The organism is Streptomyces sp. LBL (assembly GCF_029893585.1).
Lineage (GTDB): Bacteria > Actinomycetota > Actinomycetes > Streptomycetales > Streptomycetaceae > Streptomyces.
In genome coordinates this window covers 68,236-94,520 of the sequence record NZ_JARXYX010000020.1, presented here as the reverse complement: position 1 = coordinate 94,520, position 26,285 = coordinate 68,236, and the positions used below count along the sequence as shown (strand labels likewise).

At 71.0% G+C, this 26,285-nt stretch carries 20 protein-coding genes; 7 read left to right on the top strand and 13 right to left on the bottom strand.

Going from position 1 to position 26,285, the window contains the following annotated elements:
• Nucleotides 1-24 precede the first annotated feature (24 nt).
• The 6 genes from M2271_RS24045 to M2271_RS24020 are packed head-to-tail and all read right to left on the bottom strand — an operon-like array spanning nucleotide 25 to nucleotide 7,134.
• Nucleotides 25-855: a CoA ester lyase gene (locus M2271_RS24045; RefSeq protein WP_280889381.1), complete on the bottom strand. Its 831-nt coding sequence runs from the start codon at nucleotides 853-855 to the stop codon at nucleotides 25-27.
• Complete coding sequence (locus tag M2271_RS24040) at nucleotides 852-2,135, bottom strand: CoA transferase (protein WP_280889380.1); 1,284 nt, start codon at nucleotides 2,133-2,135, stop codon at nucleotides 852-854. Before M2271_RS24040 ends, M2271_RS24045 begins: the two co-directional genes overlap by 4 nt.
• The gene (locus tag M2271_RS24035; protein WP_280889379.1) at nucleotides 2,132-3,544 is read right to left on the bottom strand and encodes an ADP-ribosylglycohydrolase family protein; all 1,413 of its coding nucleotides are present in this window, start codon (nucleotides 3,542-3,544) and stop codon (nucleotides 2,132-2,134) included. Before M2271_RS24035 ends, M2271_RS24040 begins: the two co-directional genes overlap by 4 nt.
• Nucleotides 3,532-4,707 (bottom strand): ADP-ribosylglycohydrolase family protein, encoded by a 1,176-nt coding sequence (locus M2271_RS24030; RefSeq protein WP_280889378.1) that lies wholly within the window; start codon nucleotides 4,705-4,707, stop codon nucleotides 3,532-3,534. The genes M2271_RS24035 and M2271_RS24030 overlap by 13 nt, the downstream gene beginning before the upstream one ends.
• Nucleotides 4,691-6,106 (bottom strand): ADP-ribosylglycohydrolase family protein, encoded by a 1,416-nt coding sequence (locus M2271_RS24025; protein WP_280889377.1) that lies wholly within the window; start codon nucleotides 6,104-6,106, stop codon nucleotides 4,691-4,693. Before M2271_RS24025 ends, M2271_RS24030 begins: the two co-directional genes overlap by 17 nt.
• On the bottom strand, nucleotides 6,103-7,134 hold the full coding sequence (locus M2271_RS24020; RefSeq protein WP_280889376.1) for an ADP-ribosylglycohydrolase family protein: 1,032 nt from the start codon (nucleotides 7,132-7,134) through the stop codon (nucleotides 6,103-6,105). Before M2271_RS24020 ends, M2271_RS24025 begins: the two co-directional genes overlap by 4 nt.
• A gap of 283 nt (nucleotides 7,135-7,417) precedes the next feature.
• On the opposite strand from M2271_RS24020, the gene M2271_RS24015 reads away from it, so the two are divergent.
• From M2271_RS24015 to M2271_RS24005, 3 genes are all read left to right on the top strand, one after another.
• Complete coding sequence (locus M2271_RS24015) at nucleotides 7,418-8,149, top strand: VIT1/CCC1 transporter family protein (protein ID WP_280889375.1); 732 nt, start codon at nucleotides 7,418-7,420, stop codon at nucleotides 8,147-8,149.
• A gap of 367 nt (nucleotides 8,150-8,516) precedes the next feature.
• On the top strand, nucleotides 8,517-13,121 hold the full coding sequence (gltB, locus tag M2271_RS24010) for a glutamate synthase large subunit (protein WP_280889464.1): 4,605 nt from the start codon (nucleotides 8,517-8,519) through the stop codon (nucleotides 13,119-13,121).
• A complete protein-coding gene (locus M2271_RS24005) occupies nucleotides 13,114-14,577 on the top strand; it encodes a glutamate synthase subunit beta (protein ID WP_280889374.1) in 1,464 nt (487 codons plus the stop codon). The genes gltB and M2271_RS24005 overlap by 8 nt, the downstream gene beginning before the upstream one ends.
• Before the next feature lie 160 nt (nucleotides 14,578-14,737).
• Here M2271_RS24005 and M2271_RS24000 read toward each other — a convergent pair whose 3' ends face one another.
• The 4 genes from M2271_RS24000 to M2271_RS23985 all read right to left on the bottom strand — a co-directional run bounded on the left by M2271_RS24000 (nucleotide 14,738) and on the right by M2271_RS23985 (nucleotide 18,284).
• Entirely contained in the window at nucleotides 14,738-15,457 is a 720-nt protein-coding gene (locus tag M2271_RS24000) for a calcium-binding protein (protein ID WP_280889373.1), read from the bottom strand.
• The gene (wecB, locus tag M2271_RS23995) at nucleotides 15,454-16,617 is read right to left on the bottom strand and encodes a UDP-N-acetylglucosamine 2-epimerase (non-hydrolyzing) (protein WP_280889372.1); all 1,164 of its coding nucleotides are present in this window, start codon (nucleotides 16,615-16,617) and stop codon (nucleotides 15,454-15,456) included. Before wecB ends, M2271_RS24000 begins: the two co-directional genes overlap by 4 nt.
• A gap of 208 nt (nucleotides 16,618-16,825) precedes the next feature.
• On the bottom strand, nucleotides 16,826-18,070 hold the full coding sequence (locus tag M2271_RS23990; protein ID WP_280889371.1) for a glycosyltransferase family 2 protein: 1,245 nt from the start codon (nucleotides 18,068-18,070) through the stop codon (nucleotides 16,826-16,828).
• On the bottom strand, nucleotides 18,060-18,284 hold the full coding sequence (locus M2271_RS23985; protein ID WP_280889370.1) for a hypothetical protein: 225 nt from the start codon (nucleotides 18,282-18,284) through the stop codon (nucleotides 18,060-18,062). Before M2271_RS23985 ends, M2271_RS23990 begins: the two co-directional genes overlap by 11 nt.
• A gap of 295 nt (nucleotides 18,285-18,579) precedes the next feature.
• On the opposite strand from M2271_RS23985, the gene M2271_RS23980 reads away from it, so the two are divergent.
• Entirely contained in the window at nucleotides 18,580-20,424 is a 1,845-nt protein-coding gene (locus M2271_RS23980) for a polysaccharide deacetylase family protein (RefSeq protein ID WP_280889369.1), read from the top strand.
• 113 nt (nucleotides 20,425-20,537) lie between these two features.
• Entirely contained in the window at nucleotides 20,538-21,458 is a 921-nt protein-coding gene (locus M2271_RS23975; protein WP_280889368.1) for a hypothetical protein, read from the top strand.
• Between the two features lie 11 nt (nucleotides 21,459-21,469).
• On the opposite strand, the gene M2271_RS23970 is transcribed toward M2271_RS23975, so the two are convergent.
• The 3 genes from M2271_RS23970 to M2271_RS23960 all read right to left on the bottom strand — a co-directional run bounded on the left by M2271_RS23970 (nucleotide 21,470) and on the right by M2271_RS23960 (nucleotide 24,792).
• Entirely contained in the window at nucleotides 21,470-22,444 is a 975-nt protein-coding gene (locus M2271_RS23970; protein ID WP_280889367.1) for a chitosanase, read from the bottom strand.
• A gap of 75 nt (nucleotides 22,445-22,519) precedes the next feature.
• Nucleotides 22,520-23,653, bottom strand: a complete 1,134-nt coding sequence (locus M2271_RS23965; protein ID WP_280889366.1) for an acyl-CoA dehydrogenase family protein — start codon at nucleotides 23,651-23,653, stop codon at nucleotides 22,520-22,522.
• Nucleotides 23,653-24,792 (bottom strand): acyl-CoA dehydrogenase family protein, encoded by a 1,140-nt coding sequence (locus M2271_RS23960; RefSeq protein ID WP_280889365.1) that lies wholly within the window; start codon nucleotides 24,790-24,792, stop codon nucleotides 23,653-23,655. The genes M2271_RS23965 and M2271_RS23960 overlap by 1 nt, the downstream gene beginning before the upstream one ends.
• Before the next feature lie 48 nt (nucleotides 24,793-24,840).
• Between M2271_RS23960 and M2271_RS23955 the strand changes: the two genes are divergently transcribed.
• Nucleotides 24,841-25,626, top strand: coding sequence for an SDR family oxidoreductase (locus tag M2271_RS23955; RefSeq protein ID WP_280889364.1), 786 nt, complete (start codon nucleotides 24,841-24,843; stop codon nucleotides 25,624-25,626).
• A 26-nt stretch (nucleotides 25,627-25,652) separates the two neighbouring features.
• On the top strand, nucleotides 25,653-26,267 hold the full coding sequence (locus M2271_RS23950; RefSeq protein ID WP_280889363.1) for a TetR/AcrR family transcriptional regulator: 615 nt from the start codon (nucleotides 25,653-25,655) through the stop codon (nucleotides 26,265-26,267).
• The last annotated feature ends 18 nt before the right edge of the window (nucleotides 26,268-26,285 follow it).

The following is a 26,285-nucleotide window of genomic DNA, read 5'->3' as shown; positions in this document are numbered from 1 at the left end:
GGTTGACGTGCGGGCCGTTGAAGCCTATTTCCGGCGGGCCAGGGCCAGCGTGAGGTGGGCTGTTGCCACGACCGCCGCGTCGATGAAGGTGCCGTCCGGGAGTGCCTGGGCTCCCTTTTCCGTTGTGGCCGCCTTGATGATCGTCTCCGCCTCCTCGACCTCCTGCTCCGTGGGGAGGTACGCCCGTTCGATGATCGGGAGCTGGCGGGGGTGGATGGCGGCCCGGCCCAGGAAGCCGAGGGCGCGGCCGTGGGCGCAGGACGTGGCGAGGCCTTTCAGGTCGCGTGTGTCGGGATGGACGGACTGGGGCGGTGGGCGAAGGCCCGCCGCCCGGGCGGCGACGACGACGCGGGAGCGGGACCAGTCCAGGCCCGCGTCGTCGCGTACGCCCAGGTCGGCGCGGAGGTTCGCCTCGCCGAGAGCGATGCCGCGCAGGGCGCTGTGCGCGCAGGCGACGGCGTGGGCGCGTTCGATGCCGAGGGCCGTCTCCAGGAGGGCGTACAGCGGGGGCGCGTTTCCGTCGGCGGTGGCCGTGCTCTCGGCGATGCGGACGATCTGCTCGGGGGAGGTCACCTTGGGCAGGCGCAGACCGGAGACGCCCGGGAGTGCGGCCACCGCCTTCAGGTCCGCGTCGGCGGCCGGGCTGCCGAGGGCGTTCACCCGGACGTGGACCGGGACCGGCTGCGGTTCGGCGAGCAGGTCGGCGGTGGCCGCGCGGGCGTAGTCCTTGCGGTCGGGGGCGACGGCGTCCTCCAGGTCGACGATGACGACATCGGCGCCGGCGGCGAGGGCTTTGGTGACGATCCGCGGACGGTCGCCGGGGGCGTACAGCCAGGTCAGAGGGGGCTGAGTCATACCGCGCCCGCCTGGCGCAGGGTGCTCAGTTCGGCTGCGGTCAGGCCCAGTTCGGTGAGGACCTCCTCCGTGTCCGCGCCGTGCGGGCGGCCCGCCCAGCGGATCGTGCCGGGGGTGGCGGAGAGACGGAACAGGACGTTCTGCATGCGCAGGGGGCCCAGTTCCGGGTCGTCGACCGTGGTGACGGTGTCCAGTGCCTGGTACTGCGGGTCGGCCAGCACGTCCCGGACGTCCTGGATCGGGGCGATGGCCGCCTCCGCCTTCTCGAAGGCCGCGAGAACCTCGGTGCGGGTGCGGGTGGCGATCCAGGTGCCGACCGCCTCGTCGAGGACGTCGGCGTGGGCGGCCCGGTCGGCGCCCGTCGCGAACCACGGTTCGTCGATCAGTTCCGGGCGGCCGACCAGGCGCATCACCCGCTCGGCGATCGACTGGGCGGAGGTGGAGACGGCGACCCAGGTGCCGTCCGCCGTGCGGTAGGTGTTGCGCGGGGCGTTGTTGGCGGAGCGGTTGCCGGTGCGTTCCTGCACGTAACCCACCTGGTCGTACCAGGTCGGCTGCGGTCCGAGGACCGTCAGGATCGGCTCGATGAGCGCCATGTCGACGACCTGGCCCGCCCCGGTGCGGTCGCGGGCGGCGAGGGCCGTCAGCACGGCGTACGCCGTGGCCAGGCCCGCGACGGAGTCGGCGAGGCCGAAGGGCGGAAGGGTCGGGGGCGCGTCCGGTTCGCCGGTGATCGCGGCGAAGCCGCTCATCGCCTCGGCGAGGGTGCCGAAGCCCGGGCGGTGGGCCAAGGGGCCGAACTGGCCGAATGCGGTGACCCGGGTGAGGACCAGACGCGGGTTGACAGCCGACAGGTCCTCCCAGCCGAGGTCCCACTTCTCCAGGGTGCCGGGGCGGAAGTTCTCGATGACGACGTCGGCGGTGGCGGCCAGGCGCAGGAGGGTGTCACGGCCGCCGGGGGTGGAGAGGTTCAGCGTGATCGTGCGCTTGTTGCGGCCCAGCACCTTCCACCACAGGCCCACGCCGTCCTTCGACGGGCCGTGGCCTCGGGAGGGGTCGGGTTTCGCCGGGTGCTCGACCTTGACGACCTCCGCGCCGAAGTCGCCGAGCAGGGTGGCGGCGAGGGGACCGGCGAAGAGGGTGGCGAGGTCCAGGACGCGTAGTCCGGTGAGCGGGGCGGCGGAGGGCGTGCGGTGGCCGTGGTGGGCGCCCTCGTCGCCGGGGGCCGTACGGAACTCCCTTCTTGGACCGGTCTGTTCGCCTTGTTCGTGGTGGGTCATGGGCGAGGTGCCTCCGGGTGGGCGAGCTCGTGGGTGAGGCGGGCGAGGGCGTCGAAGCCGGTGCCGTCGAAGTCGCCGATGGTGGTGGACAGGCGGTTTTTCAGGGGGGCCGTCCAGCGCTCCGGGAGGGCGGACGGCGAACCGGCGAGGAGGGCGGCGATGCTGCCGGTCGTGGCGCCGTTGGAGTCGGTGTCCCAACCGCCCGACACGGCACGGCAGATGGAGCCGTCGAAGTCGCCGTCGGCGTGGGTGAGGGCGGCGGCGATCAGGGCGGTGTTGGGGAGGGCGTGGACCCAGTGGTGGGTGTGCGCGTGGGTGGCGTGGAGCGCGTCGACGACGTCGGCGAAGTCCCTGTGTTCCCGGGCCAGTCGGATGGCGTGGTGGATTGCGCGGGCCAGGCGGGAGGACGGGGGGATCACCGTGAGACCGGTGCCCAGCGCGGTGTGGATGTCGGTGGTGCCGGTGGCCGCGCCGGCGATGGTGGCCGCGGTGAACATGGCCGCGTAGACGCCGTTGGCGGTGTGGGTGAGGGTGGCGTCCCGGTGGGCCTGTTCGGCCGCGGCGGCCGGGTCGCCGGGGTTGGTCCAGCCGTGCACGTCGGCGCGGATCAGGGCGCCGATCCATTCGCGGAAAGGGTTGCGGTGGCGGGCCGTGTCCGGGGGTTCCAGTCCGGTGAGGAGATTGCGGTAGGCGACGCGTTCCGCGGTGAACGTGCGGCCCGCCGGGAGTTCGTCCAGCCAGAGGGCAGCCACGTCCGTGGTGGCGAAGTTCTTGCCGTGGCGTTGGATCAGGAGGAGGTTGAGGAGGGGGTAGTTGAGGTCGTCGTCCTCCGGCATGCCGTCGATGTTCTCGGCGAGTGAGGTGGTCGCCGACCGGCGGTTCCAGGGGTGGGCGGTGAGGAGTTCGGTGGGGACTCCTCGGGCTGTGAAGTACGTGGTCAAGGGCCAGTTGCCGGTGGCTGCGGCCAGCCGGCGGATGGCGGACAGGGGGAGTTTCTCCACGGGTTTGCCCAGGAGGCAGCCCACCGCTCTGCCGAGCCAGGCGGCTTCCAGGCGGGCCGGGGTGGGGGCTTGGGTGGGATCCGGGGCGAGGACCGGGCGGGCTCGGGTGGCTGCCCCCGGGGCCGTCGGCCAGTCCGGGCAGACGGCCTTGATCCCGGCGAGTCCGGTCGGTTCCTGCTCGGTCAACCTGCCTGGCAGGTCCGCCAGTTCGGCCAGCAGGTCCTCCGCGAGCTGCCGCAGGTGTCTCGACGCCGGCTCAGGTGACGCGCCCGCCCGTAGGGGGGCGTCCGAGCCGCCGGCCGCTCGCCATCTCGCCGCGATCGCCTGTGCCTCCCGGCCGTCCTGCCGCGCCTGGCGGAGTTCGTGGCCGAGCAGGTCCTCCGGCTGGACCCAGGTCAGTCGGAGCATCGGCGGCCCCCGATCTCCGTGAACGCCGTTTCGTGGGCGCGGCGGCGGTGTACGTCCCGTCCGAAGATCTCCCGGGTCACGGACGTGAGGGTCGTAGCCGGTTCCCACAGGTCCAGGCGGCTTGCCTCGGACACCTGCTTCGCCCAGTCCTCCGGGACCGGGGAGCCGAGGGCGCCGGAGATGGCGCCCGCCATCGTCGCGATGGAGTCGCAGTCGCGGCCGTAGTTCACCGCGCCGAGGACCGCGTGGCGGTAGTCGCCGTCGGCGACGAGCACCATGCCCAGTGCCACGGGGAGTTCCTCGATCGCGTGCAGGCGGGACGGGCGGCGGGCGCCGAGGGAGGGGGAGCGGTAGTCGGGGCCCACGGTGTCGTAGGGGGCGACCGCCTCGCGCAGGGGGGCCAGCGCCGACTCGAAGTCCCGGTGGCGGGACGCCGTTTCGCAGACCTTCTCGACAGCCTCCCGGGTGCCGTCCTTCGCCAGGGAGAGGCAGGCGGAGATGACCGAGTCGGGGGTGGCACCCGGGGCGGTCGCCGCCGCCACCGCCGCCGCGAAGACGCCCGCCGCCTCGCGGCCGTACGACGACTGGTGGGCGCCCGCGATGTCGAGGGCCTCGGTGTACGCGGCCGGGGGGTTGGCGGCGTTGACCAGGCCGACCGGGGCCATGTACATCGCGGCACCGCAGTTGACGATGTTGCCGACGCCGGCCTCCCGGGGGTCGACATGGCCGTAGTGGAGGCGGGCCACCAGCCACTTCTCCGCGAGGAAGATCCGGTGGAGGGGGAGTGCCTCGGCCTCCAGTTCCGGGATCCAGCGCGGGGTCGTCATCAGGTCGGGGACCAGGTGGTCGGCGATCGCGTACGCGTCCAGGTGGTCGCGGACCTGTGCGTAGACCCGTACGAGTGCGTGGGTCATCAAGGTGTCGTCGGTGACGTGGCCGTCGCCCTTGTGGTACGGCGCGACGGGGCGGGCGGTGCGCCAGGCGTCGCCGTTCCAGGGGCCGACGATGCCGTGGACGCGTCCTGCGTGGCGCTGAAGGATCTGGGCGGGGGAGTAGCCCTCGACGGGACCGCCCAGCGCGTCGCCGACGGCCGCGCCGACCAGGGCGCCGGTGATGCGCTCGTCCAGGCTCGCTTCCCGACTTTCTTCAGTTTGGGGTGTCATGATCCGAATCATCCCTTGATGTGACTGGTTGTGCGGCTTCCAGGAGTTCGGCGAGTTCCACCAGGTCCGTCCCGGTGAGGCGGGGGAGCGCGCAGCCGGAGAGGGTGCGGCAGGCGTCGCGCCAGGAGGCGGGGATCGAGGCGCCGCCGCCCAGGGCGCCGGTGAGCGCCCCGGCGAGGGCGGGGGCGGAGTCCGCCACGCGGGACAGACAGGCCGCCGCCGGTACCGCTTCCGCGATCCGGCCGCGCGCCGCGGTGGCCAGGGCGAGAGCGACCGGGACGGTTTCGGCGGCTGCGATGCCGTAGCTGTAGACGTGGTCGACGATCTGGTGTTCGAGGAGGGGGATCAGGGCGAAGGCGCTCTCGGCGTCGTGGGCCAGCCTGAGGGCGTGGCGGGCGTTGCGGCCGATCTCGGTGGACTCGGGGAGTTCCGTGAGGGCGGCGGTCGCACATGCCTGTACGTCGGCTCCGGCGATGGCGAGGGCCACGGCCGCCGCCATCGCGCGGGCGCCGTGCACACCGTCGCCGTCCTGGGTGTAGCGGGCGTCGAACTCGGCGAGGTCGGCGGCGAGTCGGGGGTCGCCGGGGTGGGCCACGGCGAGGACGCAGGCCCGTACGCAGGCCGCGTCGTCGAAGTAGTGCGGGTTGTCGTGGCCGGTGGCGGGCGGGCGCAGGCCGGTGGCGAGGTTGCCGAGTCCGGCCCGGACGGAGATGCGGGCGCGCAGGGGGAGGACGGCGGACTCGATCTCGGGCGCGCGCTCGGCTGCGGCGGCGATTTCGCCGGCTGCGGCGTTCCAGGTCAGGTCGATGGCGGCGCGGATACGGCGTTCTCGGCTGAGGTCGCCCAGGGCGGTGTCGTCGCCGGCGCGGAGGAGGGCTTCCGCGGTGAAGGTCGCCCATTCGGCGTCGTCGGAGGGGCCCAGGCGGAGGGGTTCCGGGGGTTGGTTGAGGGCGATGGGGACGGGGAGGGTCGTCGTCGCGTTCTGTTCGGCGAAGGTGTCCAGTTCGCGGGTGAGGCGGCGGGTCCAGTCGGGCATGCGGGCGGCTCGGTGGCGGGCGGCGGGCCAGCCGGCCGCGTCGCCTGCGGCCAGGCCGAGCAGGAGTCCCTCGACGCGGTGGCGCTGCCGCGCGGCCCGGGCGGGTTGCACGGCCTCGGCTTCGCCTTCGGCCGGTGTGTTCCCACCCGCATCACCCGTGCGACTTTCGTCGTCGGGTGCGGGTGGCCCCGGTGGGGTGTTCTCGCCGTCGGCGGTCGGCGGTTCGAGGGGGTCCGTCGGTGTCGTGGACTCCGGATCCAGCGGTTCCGCCGTCGTCGTGGACTCCGGTTCCAGCGGTTCCAGCGGTTCCGTCGGTGCTGTGACCGTCGTGACGCCCTCGCCCCAGGGGGTCGGCGGTGTCATGCGGTCACCGCCGATCCTGTCGACGATCCGGTGGGGGTCGGCATCAGTAGTTCCGCCACGTCCAGGACGTGGTGGCCCGCCATGGACGGGAGGCAGCTGCCGCGGGCCGGCCCGATGGCCGCGGCCCAGTCGGCCGGGATCGCGGCGGCTCCGCCGGTCGCGCCCGCCAGGGCGCCGGCCACCGCTGCCGTGGTGTCGGCGTCGCGGCCCATGTTGACGGCTGTCAGGACCGAATGGACGAAGTCGCCGTCGGCTGCCGCGTAGGCGCCGAAGGCGAGGGCGACCGCTTCGGGGGCCAGGTCGGTCCAGGGGTAGCCGCCGATGACGACGGCGGAGCGGACCGCGCGTCCGCCCCGGTGGGCCACCGCCACCGCACGACGGAGGGAACGGGCCGTCCAGGAGTCGTCGGGGACGACCGCCAGGGCCGAAGAGACCACCGCGACGGGCGGGGCGCCGGCCATCGCCGCCGCCACACCGGCCGCGACCGCCTGACCGCCGTAGATGCCCTCGCCGTCGTGGCTCACCGAGCCGTCGATCGCGACCAGGCGGGCGGCCTCGGCGGGGCGGCCCGCCGCGAAGACGCCGAAGGGGGCGGCGCGCATGGCGAGTCCGTCGCTCCAGGCGTGCCGGTGCTGGGCAGAGATGGGGGCGGCCAGGCCCCGGCGCAGGTTCTCGAGCGTGCCGCGCTCGCTGAAACCGGCGCCTCGGAAGGGGCCTTCGTCGCGGTCGGCGATCCACTCGTGCCAGGCCGCCTCCACGTGGGTGGGGGTGAGCGCGGAGCCGTGGCGGGCGAGGAGAAGACCGGAGAAGATCGCGTACTCGGTGTCGTCCGTGCCGACGGGGGTGTCGGTGACGTAGCCGGTGATGCGGCCCCAGCGGGCGTGGATCTCGGAGGGCAACATGTTCTCGGCCGGGGCCCCGAGGGCGTCCCCCACGGCCAGGCCGAGCAGTGCGCCGCGGGCCCGCTCGCGGAGTTCGGCGGCGTTCCCGGGCGCCGGGGCGGAGGAAGTGCAGGCGATCGATGCCATACGCGGCTTCTCCTCTCAGGGGCGCCGCCCGAAGACGTGGCCGGGGGCGCGGAACCCTTTGCGGAACTGTCCCCGGTGCGGTGTTCCGTGCAGCCGTTCGTGCCTGGGTGTCACCCGGTCGACATCTGTGCGAGCTCATCCACGGATGAGCGAAAAGGGTAAAACCGCAGGTTAGCCCAGCCTTTCCTTGCTGGCGGGCGGGAATGGCGAGGCGTATGTTGCTTGTTGTCGAAAAGTGGAACCTGTCCAAAGAAGCGGTACGAGAACTCCCTGGGGGACCCGAATGGCGATCATCGAAACCGAGGCGGCGCTGCATGAGGCGCACCGGGACAACCACACCCACCGGGACGTCACCGGTGGCTGGTTGCGTCCCGCGGTCTTCGGTGCGATGGACGGCCTGGTCTCCAACCTGGCCCTGATGACCGGCGTCGCGGGCGGCTCGGTCGGCCAGCAGACCGTTGTCATCACCGGCCTGGCGGGGCTGGCCGCCGGCGCCTTCTCCATGGCCGCCGGTGAGTACACCTCCGTCGCGTCGCAGCGCGAGCTCGTCGAGGCGGAGCTGGACGTGGAGCGGCGGGAGCTGAGGAAGCACCCCCAGGACGAGGAGGCCGAGCTCGCCGCGCTGTACGAGGGGCGCGGGGTGGAGCCCGAGCTGGCGCGGGAGGTGGCCCGACAGCTGTCCCGGGACCCCGAGCAGGCGCTGGAGATACACGCACGGGAGGAGCTCGGGATCGACCCCGGGGACCTGCCGTCTCCGCTGATCGCCGCCGTGTCGTCGTTCGGGGCGTTCGCGCTCGGGGCTCTGTTGCCCGTCCTGCCGTACCTGCTCGGCGCCGCCACTCTGTGGCCCGCCGTGCTGCTCGCGCTCTTCGGGCTGTTCGCGTGCGGTGCCGTCGTGGCCAGGGTGACCGCGCGGACCTGGTGGTTCAGCGGACTGCGGCAGCTCGCCCTCGGAGGTGCGGCAGCCGGTGTGACGTACGCCCTGGGCACCTTGTTCGGGACGGCCGTAGGATAGGTCGGCTACAGATTATGCGCTGGGCCGCATAAGTAGTCGTTACCCGCTGGTTTCGAATGGTTAACCGCCGGGCATGAGCCGTAAGCGCTGTGGGCAAGGGAGCCTGCGGCGCACGCGCGGGGTGGGTGGCGACGCCTGCTTCCGCCCCGGGCCGACGGACACCGATCTGTCCCGTTCGATCCCACACATTTCAAGCCATGTGCGCGATACCCCCGCCGCCTCCGTGGCGTCCGCATGGTGGAACGGATTATCCGGTTTCCGAGAGTCGTTCCATCATGTAACCTGCTCGAAATTTTGCACTCACGCAGAGGGCCAGCGTCGTCCCTCGGCAATCTGCATATGCCACATGACGACGACGGGAGAGCCGATGCGTACGCCGCGCCAGCCGTCCCAGCACTCCACGAATGGCCAGAACCGGTCGTTCATGGATGCTCGCCCTGCTGCGCAGGGTATGTACGACCCCCGCAACGAGCACGACGCCTGTGGCGTCGGCTTCGTGGCCACCCTCACCGGCGAGGCGAGCCATGCGCTGGTCGAGCAGGCGCTCACTGTTCTGCGCAACCTGGAGCACCGCGGTGCCACCGGCGCCGAGCCCGACTCGGGTGACGGCGCGGGCATTCTGGCCCAGGTGCCGGACGCCTTCTTCCGCGAGGTGACCGAGTTCGAGCTGCCCGCGGCCGGTGCCTACGCCGTCGGTATCGCCTTCCTGCCGGAGGACGGCACCGCGGACGCCGTCTCACGCATCGAGACGATCGCCGCCGACGAGGACCTCACCGTCCTCGGCTGGCGCGAGGTTCCGGTCGCCCCCGGACTCCTCGGCGCCACCGCCCGGTCCACGATGCCCGCCTTCCGCCAGGTCTTCGTGACCGACGGCGCCACGGCGGCTGCCACCGGGATCGACCTCGACCGCAAGGCCTTCGTGCTGCGCAAGCGTGCCGAGCGCGAGGTCGGCGTCTACTTCCCGTCGCTGTCCGCGCGGACCATCGTCTACAAGGGCATGCTGACCACCGGTCAGCTGGAGCCCTTCTTCCCGGACCTGTCCGACCGCCGCTTCGCCTCAGCGATCGCGCTCGTGCACTCCCGGTTCTCCACCAACACCTTCCCGTCGTGGCCGCTCGCGCACCCGTACCGCTTCGTCGCGCACAACGGTGAGATCAACACCGTCAAGGGCAACCGCAACTGGATGGCGGCCCGCGAGTCCCAGATCGTCTCCGACCTGTTCGGCGACCAGGAGAAGATCGACCGGGTCTTCCCCATCTGTACGCCGGACGCCTCCGACTCGGCGTCCTTCGACGAGGTACTCGAACTCCTCCACCTCGGCGGACGTTCGCTGCCGCACTCCGTGCTGATGATGATCCCGGAGGCGTGGGAGAACCACGGCTCCATGGACTCGGCCCGGCGCGCCTTCTACGAGTTCCACGCCACGATGATGGAGCCCTGGGACGGCCCGGCCTGTGTCACCTTCACCGACGGCGTCCAGGTCGGCGCGGTCCTCGACCGCAACGGCCTGCGTCCCGGCCGCTACTGGGTCACCGACGAGGGCCTGGTCGTCCTCGGCTCCGAGGTCGGCGTCCTCGACATCGACCCCGCGAAGGTCGTCCGCAAGGGCCGTCTGCAGCCCGGCCGGATGTTCCTCGTCGACACCGCCGAGCACCGCATCATCGAGGACGACGAGATCAAGGCCCAGCTCACCGCGGAGAAGCCGTACGCGGAGTGGCTGGAGGCCGGCGAGATCGAGCTGTCCGACCTGCCCGAGCGCGAGCACATCGTGCACACCCACGCCTCGGTCACCCGCCGCCAGCAGACCTTCGGCTACACCGAGGAGGAGCTGCGCGTCATCATCGCGCCGATGGCCAAGGCCGGTGCCGAGCCGATCGGTTCCATGGGCACCGACTCGCCGATCGCCGCGCTGAGCGACCGTCCGCGACTGCTTTTCGACTACTTCACCCAGCTGTTCGCGCAGGTCACGAACCCACCGCTGGACGCGATCCGCGAGGAACTGGTCACCTCCCTGCGCTCGTCGCTGGGCCCGCAGGGCAACCTGCTCGAGCCGACCGCCGCGTCCTGCCGGACCGTGACCCTGCCGTTCCCGGTGATCGACAACGACGAGCTGGCCAAGCTCATCCACATCAACGCCGACGGCGACATGCCCGGCTTCAAGGCCGCGACCCTGTCCGGTCTGTACCGGGTCTCCGGCGGCGGTGACGCTCTCGCCGCGCGCATCGACGACATCTGCGCCGAGGTCGACGCCGCCATCGAGAACGGCGCCCGGCTGATCGTCCTGTCGGACCGCCACTCCGACGCCGAGCACGCGCCGATCCCGTCGCTGCTGCTCACCGCGGCCGTCCACCACCACCTCATCCGCACCAAGCAGCGCACCCAGGTGGGCCTGCTGGTGGAGGCCGGTGACGTCCGCGAGGTCCACCACGTCGCCCTGCTGATCGGTTTCGGCGCCGCGGCCGTGAACCCGTATCTGGCGATGGAGTCCGTCGAGGACCTGGTCCGCGCCGGCACCTTCCTGCCGGACGCCGAGCCCGAGCAGGCCATCCGCAACCTGATCTACGCCCTCGGCAAGGGCGTCCTGAAGGTCATGTCCAAGATGGGCATCTCGACGGTCGCCTCCTACCGGGGCGCCCAGGTCTTCGAAGCGGTCGGCCTGGACGGTGAGTTCGTCACCAGGTACTTCAGCGGTACCGCCACCAAGATCGGCGGCGTCGGCATCGACGTCATCGCCAAGGAGGTCGCCGCCCGCCACGCCAAGGCGTACCCGGCCAGCGGGATCGCGCCGGCCCACCGCGCCCTGGAGATAGGCGGCGAGTACCAGTGGCGCCGCGAGGGCGAGCCGCACCTGTTCGACCCGGAGACGGTCTTCCGCCTCCAGCACTCCACGCGCAGCGGCCGCTACGACATCTTCAAGAAGTACACCGGGCGGGTGAACGAGCAGTCCGAGCGACTGATGACGCTGCGCGGCCTGTTCGGCTTCACGTCGGACCGGCAGCCGATCTCCGTCGACGAGGTCGAGCCGGTCAGCGAGATCGTCAAGCGTTTCTCCACGGGCGCCATGTCGTACGGCTCCATCTCGAAGGAAGCCCACGAGACGCTCGCCATCGCCATGAACCAGCTGGGCGGCAAGTCCAACACCGGTGAGGGCGGCGAGGACGCGGACCGGCTGTACGACCCGGCACGCCGTTCGGCGATCAAGCAGGTCGCCTCCGGCCGCTTCGGCGTGACCTCGGAGTACCTGGTCAACGCGGACGACATCCAGATCAAGATGGCCCAGGGCGCCAAGCCCGGCGAGGGCGGCCAGCTGCCCGGCCACAAGGTGTACCCCTGGGTCGCCAAGACCCGGCACAGCACCCCTGGTGTCGGTCTGATCTCCCCGCCGCCGCATCACGACATCTACTCCATCGAGGACCTGGCCCAGCTGATCCACGACCTGAAGAACGCGAACCCGCAGGCGCGGATTCACGTGAAGCTGGTCTCGGAGGTCGGCGTCGGCACGGTCGCCGCGGGGGTTTCCAAGGCGCACGCGGACGTCGTCCTGATCTCCGGCCACGACGGCGGAACGGGTGCCTCCCCGCTGACCTCGCTGAAGCACGCGGGCGGTCCCTGGGAGCTGGGCCTCGCCGAGACCCAGCAGACCCTGCTGCTCAACGGCCTGCGCGACCGGATCGTCGTGCAGACCGACGGACAGCTCAAGACCGGCCGTGACGTCGTCATCGCCGCGCTGCTGGGCGCCGAGGAGTTCGGTTTCGCGACCGCGCCGCTCGTCGTCTCCGGCTGCGTCATGATGCGCGTCTGCCACCTCGACACCTGCCCGGTCGGCATCGCCACCCAGAACCCGGTCCTGAGGGAGCGGTTCACCGGCAAGGCCGAGCACATCGTGAACTTCTTCCGGTTCATCGCCGAGGAGGTCCGCGAGATCCTCGCCGAGCTGGGCTTCCGCTCCATCGAGGAGGCCGTCGGCCACGCCGAGACGCTCGACGTGACCCGCGCGGTCGACCACTGGAAGGCGCAGGGCCTGGACCTGTCCCCGCTCTTCTACGTGCCGCAGCTGCCCGAGGGCGCCCCGCTGCACCAGGTGATCAAGCAGGACCACGGCCTGGAGAAGGCGCTCGACAACGAGCTGATCAAGCTCGCCGGCGACGCCCTGGCCGCGGACTCCGTGACCGACGCCCAGCCGGTGCGCGCCCAGGTCGCGATCCGCAACATCAACCGCACGGTCGGTACCATGCTCGGCCACGAGGTGACGAAGAAATTCGGCGGGGCGGGCCTGCCCGACGACACCATCGACATCACCTTCACCGGCTCGGCCGGCCAGTCCTTCGGTGCCTTCCTGCCGCGTGGTGTCACGCTGCGCCTGGAGGGCGACGCCAACGACTACGTCGGCAAGGGCCTGTCGGGCGGCCGGGTGATCGTCCGTCCCGACCGCAACGCCGACCACCTCGCCGAGTTCTCCACCATCGCGGGCAACACCATCGCGTACGGCGCGACCGGCGGCGAGCTGTTCCTGCGCGGTCGTACGGGCGAGCGGTTCTGTGTCCGCAACTCCGGTGCCACGGTCGTCGCCGAGGGCGTGGGCGATCACGGCTGCGAGTACATGACCGGCGGTCACGCGGTGGTCCTCGGGGAGACCGGCCGTAACTTCGCGGCCGGTATGTCCGGCGGTGTCGCGTACGTCATCGACCTGAACCGCGACCACGTCAACATCGGCAACGCCGGCGCCGTCGAGGCGCTGGACGACACCGACAAGCAGTGGCTGCACGACGTGGTGCGCCGCCACGCCGAGGAGACCGGCTCGACGGTCGCCGAGAAGCTGCTCGCCGAGTGGACCGTGTCCGTGGAGCGCTTCAGCAAGATCATCCCCAGCACGTACAAGTCAGTGCTCGCCGCCAAGGACGCCGCCGAGCGAGCGGGTCTCACCGAGACCGAGATCACCGAGAAGATGATGGAGGCGGCGATCAATGGCTGACCCGAAGGGCTTTCTGAACCACGGCCGTGAGGTCGCCAGGACCCGTCCCGTCGAGGAGCGCGTCAAGGACTGGAGCGAGGTCTACGTTCCCGGCTCCCTGCTGCCGATCATCAGCAAGCAGGCCAGCCGCTGCATGGACTGCGGTATCCCGTTCTGCCACAACGGCTGTCCGCTGGGGAACCTGATCCCCGAGTGGAACGACTACGCCTACCGCGAGGACTGGGCGGCCGCCTCCGAGCGTCTGCACGCGACGAACAACTTCCCGGAGTTCACGGGCCGGCTGTGCCCCGCGCCGTGCGAGTCGGCCTGCGTCCTCGGTATCAACCAGCTGCCGGTCACCATCAAGAACGTCGAGGTCTCGATCATCGACAAGGCGTGGGAGACCGGTGACGTCGCCCCGCAGATCCCGGAGCGGCTGTCCGGCAAGACGGTCGCGGTGATCGGGTCCGGCCCCGCCGGTCTCGCCGCCGCCCAGCAGCTGACCCGGGCCGGTCACACCGTCGCCGTCTACGAGCGCGCGGACCGTATCGGCGGCCTCCTGCGGTACGGCATCCCCGAGTTCAAGATGGAGAAGCGGCACATCAACCGCCGTATCGAGCAGATGCGCGCGGAGGGCACCCGCTTCCGTACGGGCATCGAGATCGGCCGCGACCTCAAGGCGACCGACCTGAAGAAGCGGTACGACGCGATCGTCATCGCCGCCGGTGCGACGACCGCCCGTGACCTGCCGGTCCCCGGCCGCGAGCTCAAGGGCGTCTACCAGGCCATGGAGTACCTGCCGCTGGCCAACAAGGTGCAGGAGGGCGACTACGTGGCGCCCCCGATCTCGGCCGAGGGCAAGCACGTGATCGTGATCGGCGGCGGTGACACCGGCGCGGACTGCGTGGGCACGGCCAACCGTCAGGGCGCGGCCTCGGTCACGCAGCTGGAGATCATGCCCCGCCCGAACGACGAGCGGAACCCGGTCTCCCAGCCCTGGCCGACCTTCCCGATGCTCTACAAGGTGACGAGCGCGCACGAGGAGGGCGGCGAGCGCGTCTACTCGGTGTCGACGACGCACTTCGAGGGGGACGAGGACGGCAACGTCCAGTGGCTGCACCTCACCGAGGTGGAGTTCGTCGAGGGCAAGCTGACCCAGAAGCCGGGCACGGAGCGCAAGATCCCCGCCCAGCTGGTCACCCTGGCCATGGGTTTCACCGGCACCGACCGGGAGAACGGCCTGGTGGACCAGTTCCAACTGGAGCTCGACGAGCGCGGCAACATCGCCCGCGACGCCGACTTCCGGACCAACGTGCCGGGCATCTACGTCGCCGGTGACGCCGGCCGCGGCCAGTCGCTCATCGTGTGGGCGATCGCGGAGGGCCGTTCGGCCGCGCGCGGCGTCGACCGCCACCTGACCGGTGACAGCGAACTGCACGCCCCGATCCGCCCGACGGACCGCTCGCTGATGGTCTGATCCGCCGGATTCCGATCCGCGGTTTTCCGACCCGCGGGATTCTGATCCGCGGGATCAACAGACGTCCCGTACAAAGGCGTACGGAACATGGACGGCGCCTGCCCTATTGTCCCCGACCGGACGACCGGGCAGGCGCTGTCGTCTTCCCTCCCCTCGGCCGTCAGCCCGAACTCGCGTCCAGGCCCTGGAACTGCACCGTCGCGTCCTCCGAGTACGCGCCCACCCGGCCCTGGAGGTAAGGCCGTTCGGTGTCCGTGAACGTCACCAGCGGCTTCCCGCCCACCGACAACGACAGCACCGCCCCGCGCTGCTCGACCCGCACGTCGTACCAGCCACCCACGGGATACGTCGTCCGCCCGGTCGCCAGGAAGCGCTGCCCGCCCGGATAGGCGGGGTCGCGCTTGCCCAGCTCCCAGCCGTTCGGTTTGAGGGTGAGGTAGTAGAAGTGCTCCGGGTCGGTGTACGCCCACACCAGCCAGGGCACCTCCCACGGGTTCGGTTTCGGTGACCGCAGCTGTTCCACCGTCCGCATCCGTGTCTCGTAACGCACGTCCGGGTAGGAGGCGGTGCTCACCACCAGCCCGGCGTGTGTGGTCCCGGGGTCCTCGGCGGCCAGGGGGGAGAGGGTGAGCGACTCGTCGTCACCGGTGTTCTTCCCCATGCCGTTGAACACCGACAGCCAGCGGCCGTGGGTGGTGCCGTCGATCCAGGGCTTGGGCGGCGACGCCTCCGACCGGCACTGGCTCAGGACGATCGCGAGAACCGCCACGAGCGCGACGACCAGCGCCAGTCCGGTGACGGCACGGCCCCTGCGTCCCGCCCGAAGCCCCGGCGGAACCGAAGGGATCCATCGGCGGGAGCGCAGGGGTGAGGGCGTCATGCCGTCGAGTATGGCCCGGATGCGGTGAGGCCGACCGGGACATCGGCGGCGAAGTCCTCGGCCAGCTGGGCCAGGATCCGGGCGGTCGCCCTGCCGTCGCCGAACGGGTTGCCCGCGGTGGCCATGCGCTTGTACTCCACCGGATCGTCCAGCAGTCTCTCCGCCCAGGTCACGATGGCTTCCGGGTCGGTGCCGACCAGCCGGGCCGCGCCGGCCTCGACCGCCTCGGGCCGCTCGGTGGTCGTCCGCAGGACGAGCGCGGGCTTGCTGAGGCTCGGGGCCTCCTCCTGGATGCCGCCGGAGTCGGTGAGGACGAGGTCGCATTCGGCGAGGGTGGCCGCGAAGTCGAGGTAGTCGAGCGGCTCGACGAGCGAGATGCCCTCGTGGCCGTCGAGTTCGGGCAGCAGGGCGTCCCGCACGGCCGGGCTCTTGTGCAGCGGCAGCACGATCTCGACGTCCCCGCGCGCCGCGAGCCGGGTCAGCGCCCGGCCCATGCCGCGCATCCGCTCGCCCTGGTTCTCCCGGCGGTGCAGGGTGACCAGGATCCGCTTGGCGGAGGTGCGGAAGGCGGAGGTACCGGTGCCCTCGGCGAGCACCCACAGCAGGTTGTCGATGACGGTGTTGCCGGTGGTGAACACCTGTTCAGGCGCGACTCCCTCGTCCGTCAGATGCCGGGCGGCCGCAGGGGTCGGGGCGAAGTGCCAGCGGGCCATACGGCTGATCAGGCAGCGGTTGAGCTCCTCCGGGAAGGGGTTGTCCAGAACCCCGGTGCGCAGTCCGGCCTCGACATGGGCGACCGGTATCTTCTCGTAGAACGCGGCCAGGGCGCCGGCCAGCGCGGTCGTGGTGTCCCCCTGGACCACGACCAGGTCGGGGCGGTGATCCCGCATGATCCCGCCGAGCTCCCGGACGAGGCGGGCGGTCAGGTCGGACAGTTGTTGCCGGCTGCGCATCACGTTGAGCGTGATGCGGGCGTCGAGGCCCAGCAGACCGAGCATCTGGTGGAGCATCTCGCGGTGCTGGCCGGTGGTGACGACGATCGGCTCGAACTGCGTGCCGGTGGCCATCGCCCGCGCCACGGGCGCCAGTTTGATCGCTTCCGGCCGGGTGCCGAGCACGAGCATGGCGCGTACGGGCACGGCTGACGGGTGTGTGGACATGGGGGCCCCCTTGGGCATGCGTGATCGGCGCAGCGATCACGTGAGGTGATGAGAGGTACTGCGGAGGAGAGGTACTGCGGGGAAGGGGTACTGCGGAGGAGAGGTACTGCGGAGGAGAGGTACTGCGGGGAAGGGGTACTGCGGAGGAGAGGTACTGCAGCAGAGGAGAGACGAGGACCCGCGCGGGCTCGGCGCGGTCTGAACGCGCTCAGGTGCGCGCGGTCTTGAGCCAGCCCCGCTGGCCGGTGAGCATCCGCCAGAAGCCCCACCATCCGGCGGCGAACCAGATGTAGCCGTAGAAGACGAAGACGTGGGCGATCAGCACGGAGCGCACGAGCCCGAGGTCACGCTCCCGCTTGGCGTACACGAAGCCGTACGCGTAGGCGGCCGTGAACGAGAGCAGGTACGGGCCGAGCAGCCACATCGGCGAGACGAGCGAGTGGCCGGCCTGGATCGAGCCCACGGTGGTGGCGCCCAGGGCGACGAGGAAGGACAGCGGCAACAGCGAGGTGAGCAGGATCAGTACCGGGCTGGAGAGGTGGTACAGGAGGTCGAGCGCCGCTCGGGTCGGTACGTCCCTGAGGATGAGCGGGACGAGGCCTGCCGACTGCAGGTGGCCCTGGAACCAGCGGGATCGCTGGCGGATCAGGCGCCGGAGGCTGAGCACGGCCTGCTGGGAGACCGCGGCGGCGGTGCAGTGCTGGTTGGTCCAGCCCTTGGCGATCAGCCGGACGCCGAGGTCGAGGTCCTCGGTGAGGCTGTCGCTCCAAGGCCCGTCGCCGTCCAGGGTGTTGAGGGCGGCGAGACGCATGAACTGCCCGTTGCCGCCCATGCCCACGCTGCCGATGAAGCGACGAGCGCTCTGGAAGACGTCGCCGTAGACGACGAACTCCATGTCCTGCAGACGGGCGAGCAGCCCGAGGCGCCGGTTGTACATCCGGACGCAGACCTGGACCGCGCCCGTTCCCGGGTCGTCGAAGTACGGGTCGACCGACTGCACCACGTGCGGGTCCAGCCGTCCGTCCGCGTCGACCACGCACAGCACCACGTCCTCAGGATCGCGGCCGGCGAGCACACCGGACTCCCTGAGGTGGCGCACTCCGTCGTTGAGCGCGGCCCCCTTGCCCTTGCGCGCGTTCGGCAGGGTGCGCCGGTGCAGCCGGACCAGGGCCGGGTCGGCGGCCAGGGCGATCTCGGCGGTGCGGTCGTCCGAGCCGTCGTCGATCACCAGCGCCATGAAATCCCGGGTGGGCAACGAGGTGATACGCGCCAGGCTTTCAGAAAGCACTTGCTCCTCGTTGAGGCAGGCAAGAAGGAATACGTAGAACCGTTCTCGGCGGTCGGTTCGGGAACGGCGGTGTCTGCGTCTCGACAACAGAAACAGGCTCGTGTTGTAGCAGCCGGCCATCATGATCAAGGTGATGCTCGCCCACAGCAGCAGTTCAGTGATCATGGCTGCTCCCGGCCTCGGTCCGCACCTTCCGCGCAAGGCGGCGCAGGCGTATCCGTATCAGCAGAATCAGACAGGCCGTCAGGCAATAGAGCAGGAATCCGGCCCCGGCCGTTGCCTGCAACGCTTTCGCCAGAGGCAGCCCGGGCAGGGCTTCTGGCGCGGCCATCGCCCCTGCGAGAGGCAGCAGTGCCCCCAGGGCGGGTCGTCCGTACATGGTGCCCCCCACATCTCAATGCGCGCCCCCAACGCGCGAAAGTGAACGTAGCAGACGTCTGGGGCAATCCAGAAGATGATTCGAAAAACTGACATGTCCAATTTTCCGGTAGGGTCTCATGGCACTCCGGGAATTAACCCTTCGACCCATTGACACCCTTCGTGCCGGTCAGAAGAATCGGTGACTTCCGGTTGGGGAAAAACGTTTGCCAAGAATTGGCAAAGTGGGGGGAGTCATCGTGAGACCAATGATCCATATCCGTAGACGGGGAATGCGGAAGCTCTACCTTGCCCTCTTGCTCCTCGTTGCCATGGTCGGCGGCACTTTCATGGCCACGGGAGCGCAGGCCGGCCCCGGGGGGCACCAGCACGGTCACGAAGCCGTCGGCGGGAAGTCCGGACTGGGCAAGATCGACCTCAAGGGCTGGGCGCAGGCGCAGCTCAAGTCCGACCGGACACGCCACGACAAGCCGCGTCCGAAGGCGTCCGCCACGTCCGCGGCCGGCCTGTCGACCTCGGCCGGCCAGGCGACCTCGGCCGTCTACCGGACCGGCACCACGGCAGCCGCGACGACCGTGACCCGGCAGGCGTCCCTGACCCAGGCCGTCGGCGCCGCCGCGGCCGACCCGACCAGCGCGCTCGTGCTCTACGACACGGCCGGCCCGTACGGGCAGTTGGGCGAGCTGTACGCCATGGGCGTGGCCAACCTCGCCGGCCACTTCGGCAGCGTGACGGCCAAGCCCGTCCAGCAGTACACCGCCGGCATGATCGGTTCGTACTCGGCCGTGATCTACATCGGTTCGACCTACTACTGCTGTGACGTCCCGGACGCGATCCCGGCCGCCTTCTACCAGGACGTGTCCACCACCACCAAGCCCGTGATCTGGATGGGCGACAACATCTGGAACATGGCGAACGCGGTGGGCGTAACCCAGTTCACGCAGAAATACGGCTGGGACCCGACGACGTCCTACTTCGAGGACGGCGGTTCGGTCGGCACCGTGACGCAGGTGACGTACAGGAACCAGGCCCTCACCCGGAAGATCCCGGCGGGCCAGGACGGCGGCGTGCTGCGCCCCAACGTCCTCACCGGCCCCGGCTACCCCGCCGTCACCCGGCTCGCGGAGGGACTGGACAGTTCCAACGGTCACACTTTCGGATGGGCGATCCGGTCGTCCAACCTGACCTACCTGGGTGAGGTCCCCTTCGCCTACGTCTCCGAGAGCGACCGGATCATCGTCCTGGAGGACCTTCTCTTCGACGCCCTCGCCCCGGCCACCCCCGCACGGCACCGCGCACTCATGCGCCTGGAGGACATCAGCCCGGACTCGGATCCCACCGAGCTGCGGACGATGGCCGACTACCTGTACTCACAGAAGATCCCGTACGGCATCAACGTGATCCCGGTCTACACGGACCCGAAGGGCACCTACAACAACGGTGTCGCGCAGACGATCACGCTCGCCCAGCGGCCGAAGGTCGTCAGCGCCCTCAAGTACATGATGGCCAGGGGCGCGGTCCTCATGGACCACGGCTACACGCACCAGTACAGCAACATCGCCAACCCGTACGACGGCGTCAGCGGCGACGACTTCGAGTTCTACCGGGCCCACGTCGATGCCTCGAACAACGTCGTCTACGACGGCCCCGTCGCCGAGGACTCCACCTCCTGGGCCCAGAGCCGGGTGACCAGCGCGCTGGCCGCGTTCACCGCCGCGGGGCTGCCGAAACCGACGCTGTGGACCACCCCGCACTACGCCGGTTCGGGCTCCGACTACAAGGTGTTCAGCTCCAACTTCTCGGCCCGCCTGGAGCGTTCGCTGTACTTCTCCGGAACCCTCAGCGGCAACTCCGCCGGGCCCAACACCTTCCTCGGCCAGTTCTTCCCGTACGTGGTGAAGGACGTGTACGGCACGAAGGTGCTGCCCGAAGACATCGGCAACTACGAGCCGGAGGCGTACAACAACCACCCGGCGCGGCTGCCGGCGGACCTGATCGCCTCGGCGAAGGCCAACCTCGCGGTCCGGGACGGGTTCGCCAGCTTCTTCTACCACCCGTACTACCCGACCCAGCCGCTCAAGGACACGATCAACGGCATCAAGGCCCTGGGCTACACCTTCGTCAGCCCGACGAGTCTGTGAGGGTGTCAGCCGTGCGCAGGAGGACCGTCGCCGCTGCCGCGGTGGCGGTCCTCCTCGCCGCTGGAGGATGCACGGCCCTCGGCTCTTCCCGTGCGAAGGAGCCGACGGCGACCATGCGTGGCATCACCCTGCCCTCCTGGTACACCACCGACTACGACAGCCCCGCCGCCGGCCGCTATCTGCGGGACATCAGGGCGACCGGGGCACGCTGGGTCACCTTCACCCCGACCTGGTACCAGCACAGGCGCACCGACTCCGTCATGCGCCGCACCGAGGAGACCGCGAGCGACGTGAGCCTGCGGAGGATCGTGCGCCGTGCCCACACGGCCGGCCTCAAGGTGATGATCAAGCCGCACGTGGACCTGCCGGGCGACGGCGACCGCGCCGAGATCCGCCCCCACGACCGCGCCGCCTGGTTCACCGAGTACCGCCGCTTCATCACCCACTACGCCGACCTCGCCGCCGACGCGGGTGCCGAGCAGTTCGCGGTGGGCACCGAACTCGCCGGGGTCTCCGGCGACCGCGAGGCGTGGACCCGGGTCGTCGACACCGTCCGCGAGCACTACGACGGCCCGCTGACCTACGCGGCCAACTACGACGAGTACACGAGGATCGGCTTCTGGAAGGAGCTCGACCTCATCGGCATCGACGCCTACTGGCCACTGTCCGACCGGCCCACCGACGACACCGCACTGCTGCGCCGCGCCTGGAAACCGATCAGCGAGGAACTCGCGGCGTTCTCCCGACGCCACGACCGGCGCATCCTGTTCACCGAGGCCGGGTACGTCAGCCAGCACGGCACCACCACCGCGCCGTACGCCTGGGACATCAGCACGCGCACCGGCGCCGCCGAACAGGCCGCCGCCTACCGGGCGTTGCTGGACACCTTCACCGACCGCCCGTGGTGGGCCGGGGTGTGCTGGTGGATGTGGGACGACTGGCCGGACAGCGGCGAGACCCCGGCCCGGCTGGCCTACACACCGCACGGCAAGCCGGCGGAGCAGGTGCTGCGGGAGAGATGGGGCGGCTCCTAGCCCGACGGGGCCTACGGCACCTTGTACGTCTGCCCGTACACCTGCCACTCCAGCGGAGTGGCCAGCTCCAGGTTGCCCTCGTTCAGGAAGCGGAGTTGGGCGGTGTCGACGCGGCTGGTGTCCGTGCCGGGGTGCAGGGTGGTCATGGCGGTGCGGCGGACGTCGAGGAACGCCTTGAGGTACGTCTTCTCGGAGCCGCCCTGGGCGGGGGTGGCCGCCCGGCGCAGGGCCGCGGCGCGGATGCCGTCGAAGCTGGTCGCGCTCCTGCCGGGACCGTGGTACACCATCGCGTCGTAGTAGATGAACTGGCCGAGGACACCCAGCCCGTCCCGCTGGGCCCGGCGGACCGCGGGATCGAAGTAGACACGGTCGCGCTGCTCGTCCTGGGCCCCGCGGAACGCGGCACGTTCGGACTCCGCCTTCCAGGCCGCGGTGAAGCCCGGGTCCAGGCCCGCGTGGGAGTCCGTGCCGTCGACCGCGCGCAGGGCGGGGAGATAGCGGGCCAGACCGTTGCCGGGGTGGTCCTCGGTGTAGGTCTCGACGAGGGTGAGCAGGTCGTGGGTTCCGGTGCAGAAGCCGATGAGGCCGGCCGTGTAGCCCTGGCCGTCGCCGATGTCCTCGATGTAGCCGTAGGCCCTGCGCCAGTCGAGGGTGGAGTTCTCGGCACTGGCCACCAGCTCCTGGGCCAGCCCCTTCTTGCCGGGGTCGGTCAGGCTCGCGGGCCGGGCGGCAGGTGTATGAGAGGCGGCCGGGGTACGGGAGGCGGCCGGGGTACGGGAGGTGGCCAGGGTACGGGAGGTGGCCAGGGTACGAGGCGAGGCCGGCGCACGAGAAGCCGTCGGTGTACGAGGGGCTGCCGTCGTCCGCACGGCTGCCGCCGCCCGGCCGCCGCCCATGTTCGGCTCCGGTGCCGTCGAGGAGGCATAGACCGTCGCCGCGACGACGACGGGCACGGCGGCGACCAGGAGCAGACCGGCACGTTTCATGACACCCAGCGTACGGTCGCGCGGGTGTCGTGGCCGGGGCTTCGCTCCCGTCGGGCTCCGCATGGCCCCGGGAGCTCACCAGTGGCGGCCACCACCCGTGAGAACGGCGGCCCGGCACTCGTCGGGGCTGCCCCAGGCGGTGCGCAGGGCGCGGGCCCTGGTCAGCCACAGGGACAGGTCGTACTCCGCGGTGTAGCCGATCGCGCCGTGCAGCTGGAGGGCCGTACGGGCGGTGGCGTACGCGGCCTCGCACGCGGTGACCTTCGCGGCGGCGGCGTCCCGCGCCGTCATCGTCAGGGCGGCGCCGAACACGAGGGGCCGCGCGAACTCCAGGGCCAGCTCGGCGTCCGCCAGCCGGTGCTTCACGGCCTGGAAGGAACCTATGGGGACGCCGAACTGGGTGCGCTGCTTGACGTGGGTGACGGTTGTGTCGAGGAGCGCGCGGCCGACACCGAGGGCTTGGGCGGCGACGGCCAGGCGGGCGGTGGTGAGGGCGCGGGCTGCGGCCGCGGCGACGTGGGGGCCGGTGGCGAGAAGTTCACCGCCGGGCGGGACGGGGAAGAGGCGGCGGGCGGGGTCGAGGGAGGAACGCGGGGGGCCGGGCGGGGGTGCCAGGCGCAGCTCGGTGACGTCGGTCGGCTCCGTCGGCTCGATTGGCTTGGCCGTGTCAGTCGGCTCGGTCGGCTCAGTCGGCTTGGTCGTGTCGGTCGTGTCCGTCGCGTCGTTCGGCTCGGTCGTGTAGGTCGTGTAGGTCGTGCCGGTCGGCTCCGCCGGGCTTCTCGGTGCCGACACCGTCAGCCGTACGTCCGCCACGTCCGCGTCCAGTGCGTACGGCCCCCGGGCCAGGGTGGCCGTCGACGCGCCCGAGGCCAGCGCGGGCAGCAGACGCCCCGCCGGGCCCGTGTCGTCCAGTGCCGCCAGCAGCGTCGCCGCAGTCACCGTCTCCACCAGGGGGCCGGGTACCGCGTGCCGTCCCAACTCGACGAAGGCGACGGCGAGTTCGACGGGACGCGGACCCATCCCCTCATAGGCCTCCGGTACCGCCAGCGCGAACACCCCGGCCTCGGCGATACGGGACCACAGGGCGCGTCCGCCGGCGTGGTCGCCGCGGCTCCAGTCCCGTACGACGGACGGGGTGTCGGCGGCCGTGAGCATCGCGTCCAGCGAGTCGGCGAACGCCCGCTGCTCCGGGTCGAGAAGGAACCGCATCACCGGCGTCCCTTCGGCAGGCCCAGCAGGCGTTCGGCGATGATGTCGCGCTGGATCTCGTTCGTACCGGCGTAGATGGGCCCGGCGAGCGCGAACACATACCGCTCGGCCCACTCGCCGTCCGCCCACTCGCCCTCCTCGCCCAGGAGATCGAGGGCCGTCTCGGTGAGCGCGATGTCGTACTGCGACCAGAACACCTTGTTCAGGCTGGACTCCGGGCCGAGGGTCGCCCCGTCGAGGTGGCGGGAGGCGGCGGCGTAGGTGAAGAGCTGGTAGGCGCGGGCGCCGATCACGGCGTCGGCCACGCGGTCGCGGGCGCTGTCCGGGCTGCCCTGCGCCCGCCAGAGCGCGCACAGCCGGTCGGCGCCCGCCAGGAAGCGGCCGGGGGAGCGGAGCGTCAGCCCGCGCTCGTTGCCGGCCGTCGCCATCGCCACCCGCCAGCCCTGACCGGGCTCGCCGATCACGTCCTCGTCCGGCACGAACACCTCGTCCAGGAACAGCTCCGCGAAGGCGGGCTTGCCGTCGAGGCGGCGGATGGGGCGGATGGTGACGCCGGGTGCGCGCAGGTCGAACATCAGGTAGGTCAGCCCCTGGTGGGGTCTCGGCGTGTCCGGGTCGCTGCGGAACAGGCCGAACGCGCGGTCGGCGAACGCGGCCCGCGACGACCACGTCTTCTGCCCGCTCAGCAACCAGCCGCCGGGGGCGCGGACGGCCTTCGAGCGGAGGGACGCCAGGTCCGAGCCGGCCTCCGGCTCCGACCAGGCCTGCGCCCAGACCGCCTCGCCGGTGGCCATCGGCGGGAGCACCCGCGCGCGCTGGTCCTCGGTGCCGTGCGCGAAGAGGGCCGGTGCGAGCAGGCTGACGCCGTTCTGGCCGACGCGGCCCGGCGCGCCCGCCGCGTAGTACTCCTCCTCGAAGATCAGCCAGCGGATCAGGCCCGCGTCCCGGCCGCCGTACGCCCTGGGCCAGTCGACCACCGACCAGCGGTCCGCGGCGAGTTCGGCCTCCCACGCGCGGTGCGCGGCGAAGCCCTCCTCGGTCTCCAGGGAGGGCAGCGCAGCGGACGGCACACGGTCCGCCAGCCAGGCGCGGGCCTCGGCGCGGAACGCTTCCTCAGCGGGCGTGAAGTCGAGGTCCATCAGCGGCCATCCTTCCCTAACAAGTGTTTGGTAGGTTAGCGTGGCCCTATGACAGGCGTCGAGAGTCCGGTGTACGTGCCCGGGCACGGGCTGCTGAACGGGCGCACCGCCGTCGTCACGGCCGCCGCCGGCGCCGGGATCGGCGGGGCCACCGCCCGCCGCTTCCTGGAGGAGGGCGCGCGGGTCCTGATCGGCGACGCGCACACCCGGCGGCTGAAGGAGTACGAGGCCCTGCTGGCCGGCGAGTTCGGCGCGGAGTCGGTCGGTGCGGTGCCGTGCGACGTCACCGACGAGGAACAGGTGCGGGCGCTGTTCGACACGGCGGTGCGGGAGCACGGGCGGCTGGACATCGTCGTCAACAACGCGGGCCTGGGCGGGACTTCCGACCTCGTCGACATGACCGACGAGCAGTGGTCGCGGGTGCTGGACGTGACGCTGAACGGCACGTTCCGGTGCACCCGGGCGGCCCTTCGCCTGATGCGGGACACCGGCGGCGTGATCGTCAACAACGCCTCGGTTGTGGGCTGGCGGGCCCAGGCCGGGCAGGCGCACTACGCCGCCGCGAAGGCGGGCGTGATGGCGCTGACCCGGTGCGCGGCGATCGAGGCGGCCGCGTACGGGGTGCGCGTCAACGCGGTCTCGCCCAGCCTCGCCATGCATCCGCACCTGGTGAAGGTCACCTCCCCCGAACTACTGGAGGAACTGACGGAACGCGAGGCCTTCGGGCGGTACGCCGAGCCCTGGGAGGTGGCCAACGTGATCGTGTTCCTGGCGTCGGGCTACTCCTCGTACCTGACGGGCGAGGTCGTCTCCGTCAGCAGCCAGCACGCCTGACGACCGGAGCAGACCACAATGGATCCGTGCCTCCTACGAAGAAGAAGCCCCAGGTGACCGCCGCGCCCGCGCGCCGCCGCGAACTCCTCGACACCGCCGCCGAGGTCTTCGCCGAACAGGGCTACAACGCCACCACCGTGCGCAAGATCGCGGATCACGCGGGCATGCTCGCGGGCAGTCTCTACTACCACTTCGACTCCAAGGAATCGATGCTGGAGGAGATCCTGCGGACCTTCCTCGACGAGTTGTGGGACGGCTACGACACCGTCCTGGGCGCCGAGGCCGGGCCGCGCGAGACCCTTGAGGCCCTGGTCACCGAGTCGTTCCGGGAGATCGACCGGCATCGCGCCGCCGTGGCGATCTACCAGAAGGAGAGCAAGCAACTGGTCGCGCAGGAGCGGTTCGAGTTCCTCGCCGAGTCGCAGCGCAAGTTCGAGAAGGCGTGGCTGTCCACGCTGGAGCGCGGGGTCGCCGCCCGGGTGTTCCGGGCCGACCTCGACGTCCGGCTCACCTACCGGTTCGTCCGCGACACGGTGTGGGTCGCCGCGTCCTGGTACCGGCCCGGGGGACAGCACAGCCCGGAGGAGATCGCCCGCCAGTACCTGTCGATGGTGCTGGACGGGATCGCCGTACGCACGTAACCCAATACGCATGTAACT

Bases quoted from the DNA above. Each gene is read 5' to 3' on its own strand.
- M2271_RS24045 (WP_280889381.1), bottom strand. From the start codon at position 855: ATGACTCAGCCCCCTCTGACCTGGCTGTACGCCCCCGGCGACCGTCCG.
- M2271_RS24040 (WP_280889380.1), bottom strand. From the start codon at position 2,135: ATGACCCACCACGAACAAGGCGAACAGACCGGTCCAAGAAGGGAGTTC.
- M2271_RS24035 (WP_280889379.1), bottom strand. From the start codon at position 3,544: ATGCTCCGACTGACCTGGGTCCAGCCGGAGGACCTGCTCGGCCACGAA.
- M2271_RS24030 (WP_280889378.1), bottom strand. From the start codon at position 4,707: ATGACACCCCAAACTGAAGAAAGTCGGGAAGCGAGCCTGGACGAGCGC.
- M2271_RS24025 (WP_280889377.1), bottom strand. From the start codon at position 6,106: ATGACACCGCCGACCCCCTGGGGCGAGGGCGTCACGACGGTCACAGCA.
- M2271_RS24020 (WP_280889376.1), bottom strand. From the start codon at position 7,134: ATGGCATCGATCGCCTGCACTTCCTCCGCCCCGGCGCCCGGGAACGCC.
- M2271_RS24015 (WP_280889375.1), top strand. From the start codon at position 7,418: ATGGCGATCATCGAAACCGAGGCGGCGCTGCATGAGGCGCACCGGGAC.
- gltB (WP_280889464.1), top strand. From the start codon at position 8,517: ATGCGTACGCCGCGCCAGCCGTCCCAGCACTCCACGAATGGCCAGAAC.
- M2271_RS24005 (WP_280889374.1), top strand. From the start codon at position 13,114: ATGGCTGACCCGAAGGGCTTTCTGAACCACGGCCGTGAGGTCGCCAGG.
- M2271_RS24000 (WP_280889373.1), bottom strand. From the start codon at position 15,457: ATGACGCCCTCACCCCTGCGCTCCCGCCGATGGATCCCTTCGGTTCCG.
- wecB (WP_280889372.1), bottom strand. From the start codon at position 16,617: ATGTCCACACACCCGTCAGCCGTGCCCGTACGCGCCATGCTCGTGCTC.
- M2271_RS23990 (WP_280889371.1), bottom strand. From the start codon at position 18,070: ATGATCACTGAACTGCTGCTGTGGGCGAGCATCACCTTGATCATGATG.
- M2271_RS23985 (WP_280889370.1), bottom strand. From the start codon at position 18,284: ATGTACGGACGACCCGCCCTGGGGGCACTGCTGCCTCTCGCAGGGGCG.
- M2271_RS23975 (WP_280889368.1), top strand. From the start codon at position 20,538: ATGCGTGGCATCACCCTGCCCTCCTGGTACACCACCGACTACGACAGC.
- M2271_RS23970 (WP_280889367.1), bottom strand. From the start codon at position 22,444: ATGAAACGTGCCGGTCTGCTCCTGGTCGCCGCCGTGCCCGTCGTCGTC.
- M2271_RS23965 (WP_280889366.1), bottom strand. From the start codon at position 23,653: ATGCGGTTCCTTCTCGACCCGGAGCAGCGGGCGTTCGCCGACTCGCTG.
- M2271_RS23960 (WP_280889365.1), bottom strand. From the start codon at position 24,792: ATGGACCTCGACTTCACGCCCGCTGAGGAAGCGTTCCGCGCCGAGGCC.
- M2271_RS23955 (WP_280889364.1), top strand. From the start codon at position 24,841: ATGACAGGCGTCGAGAGTCCGGTGTACGTGCCCGGGCACGGGCTGCTG.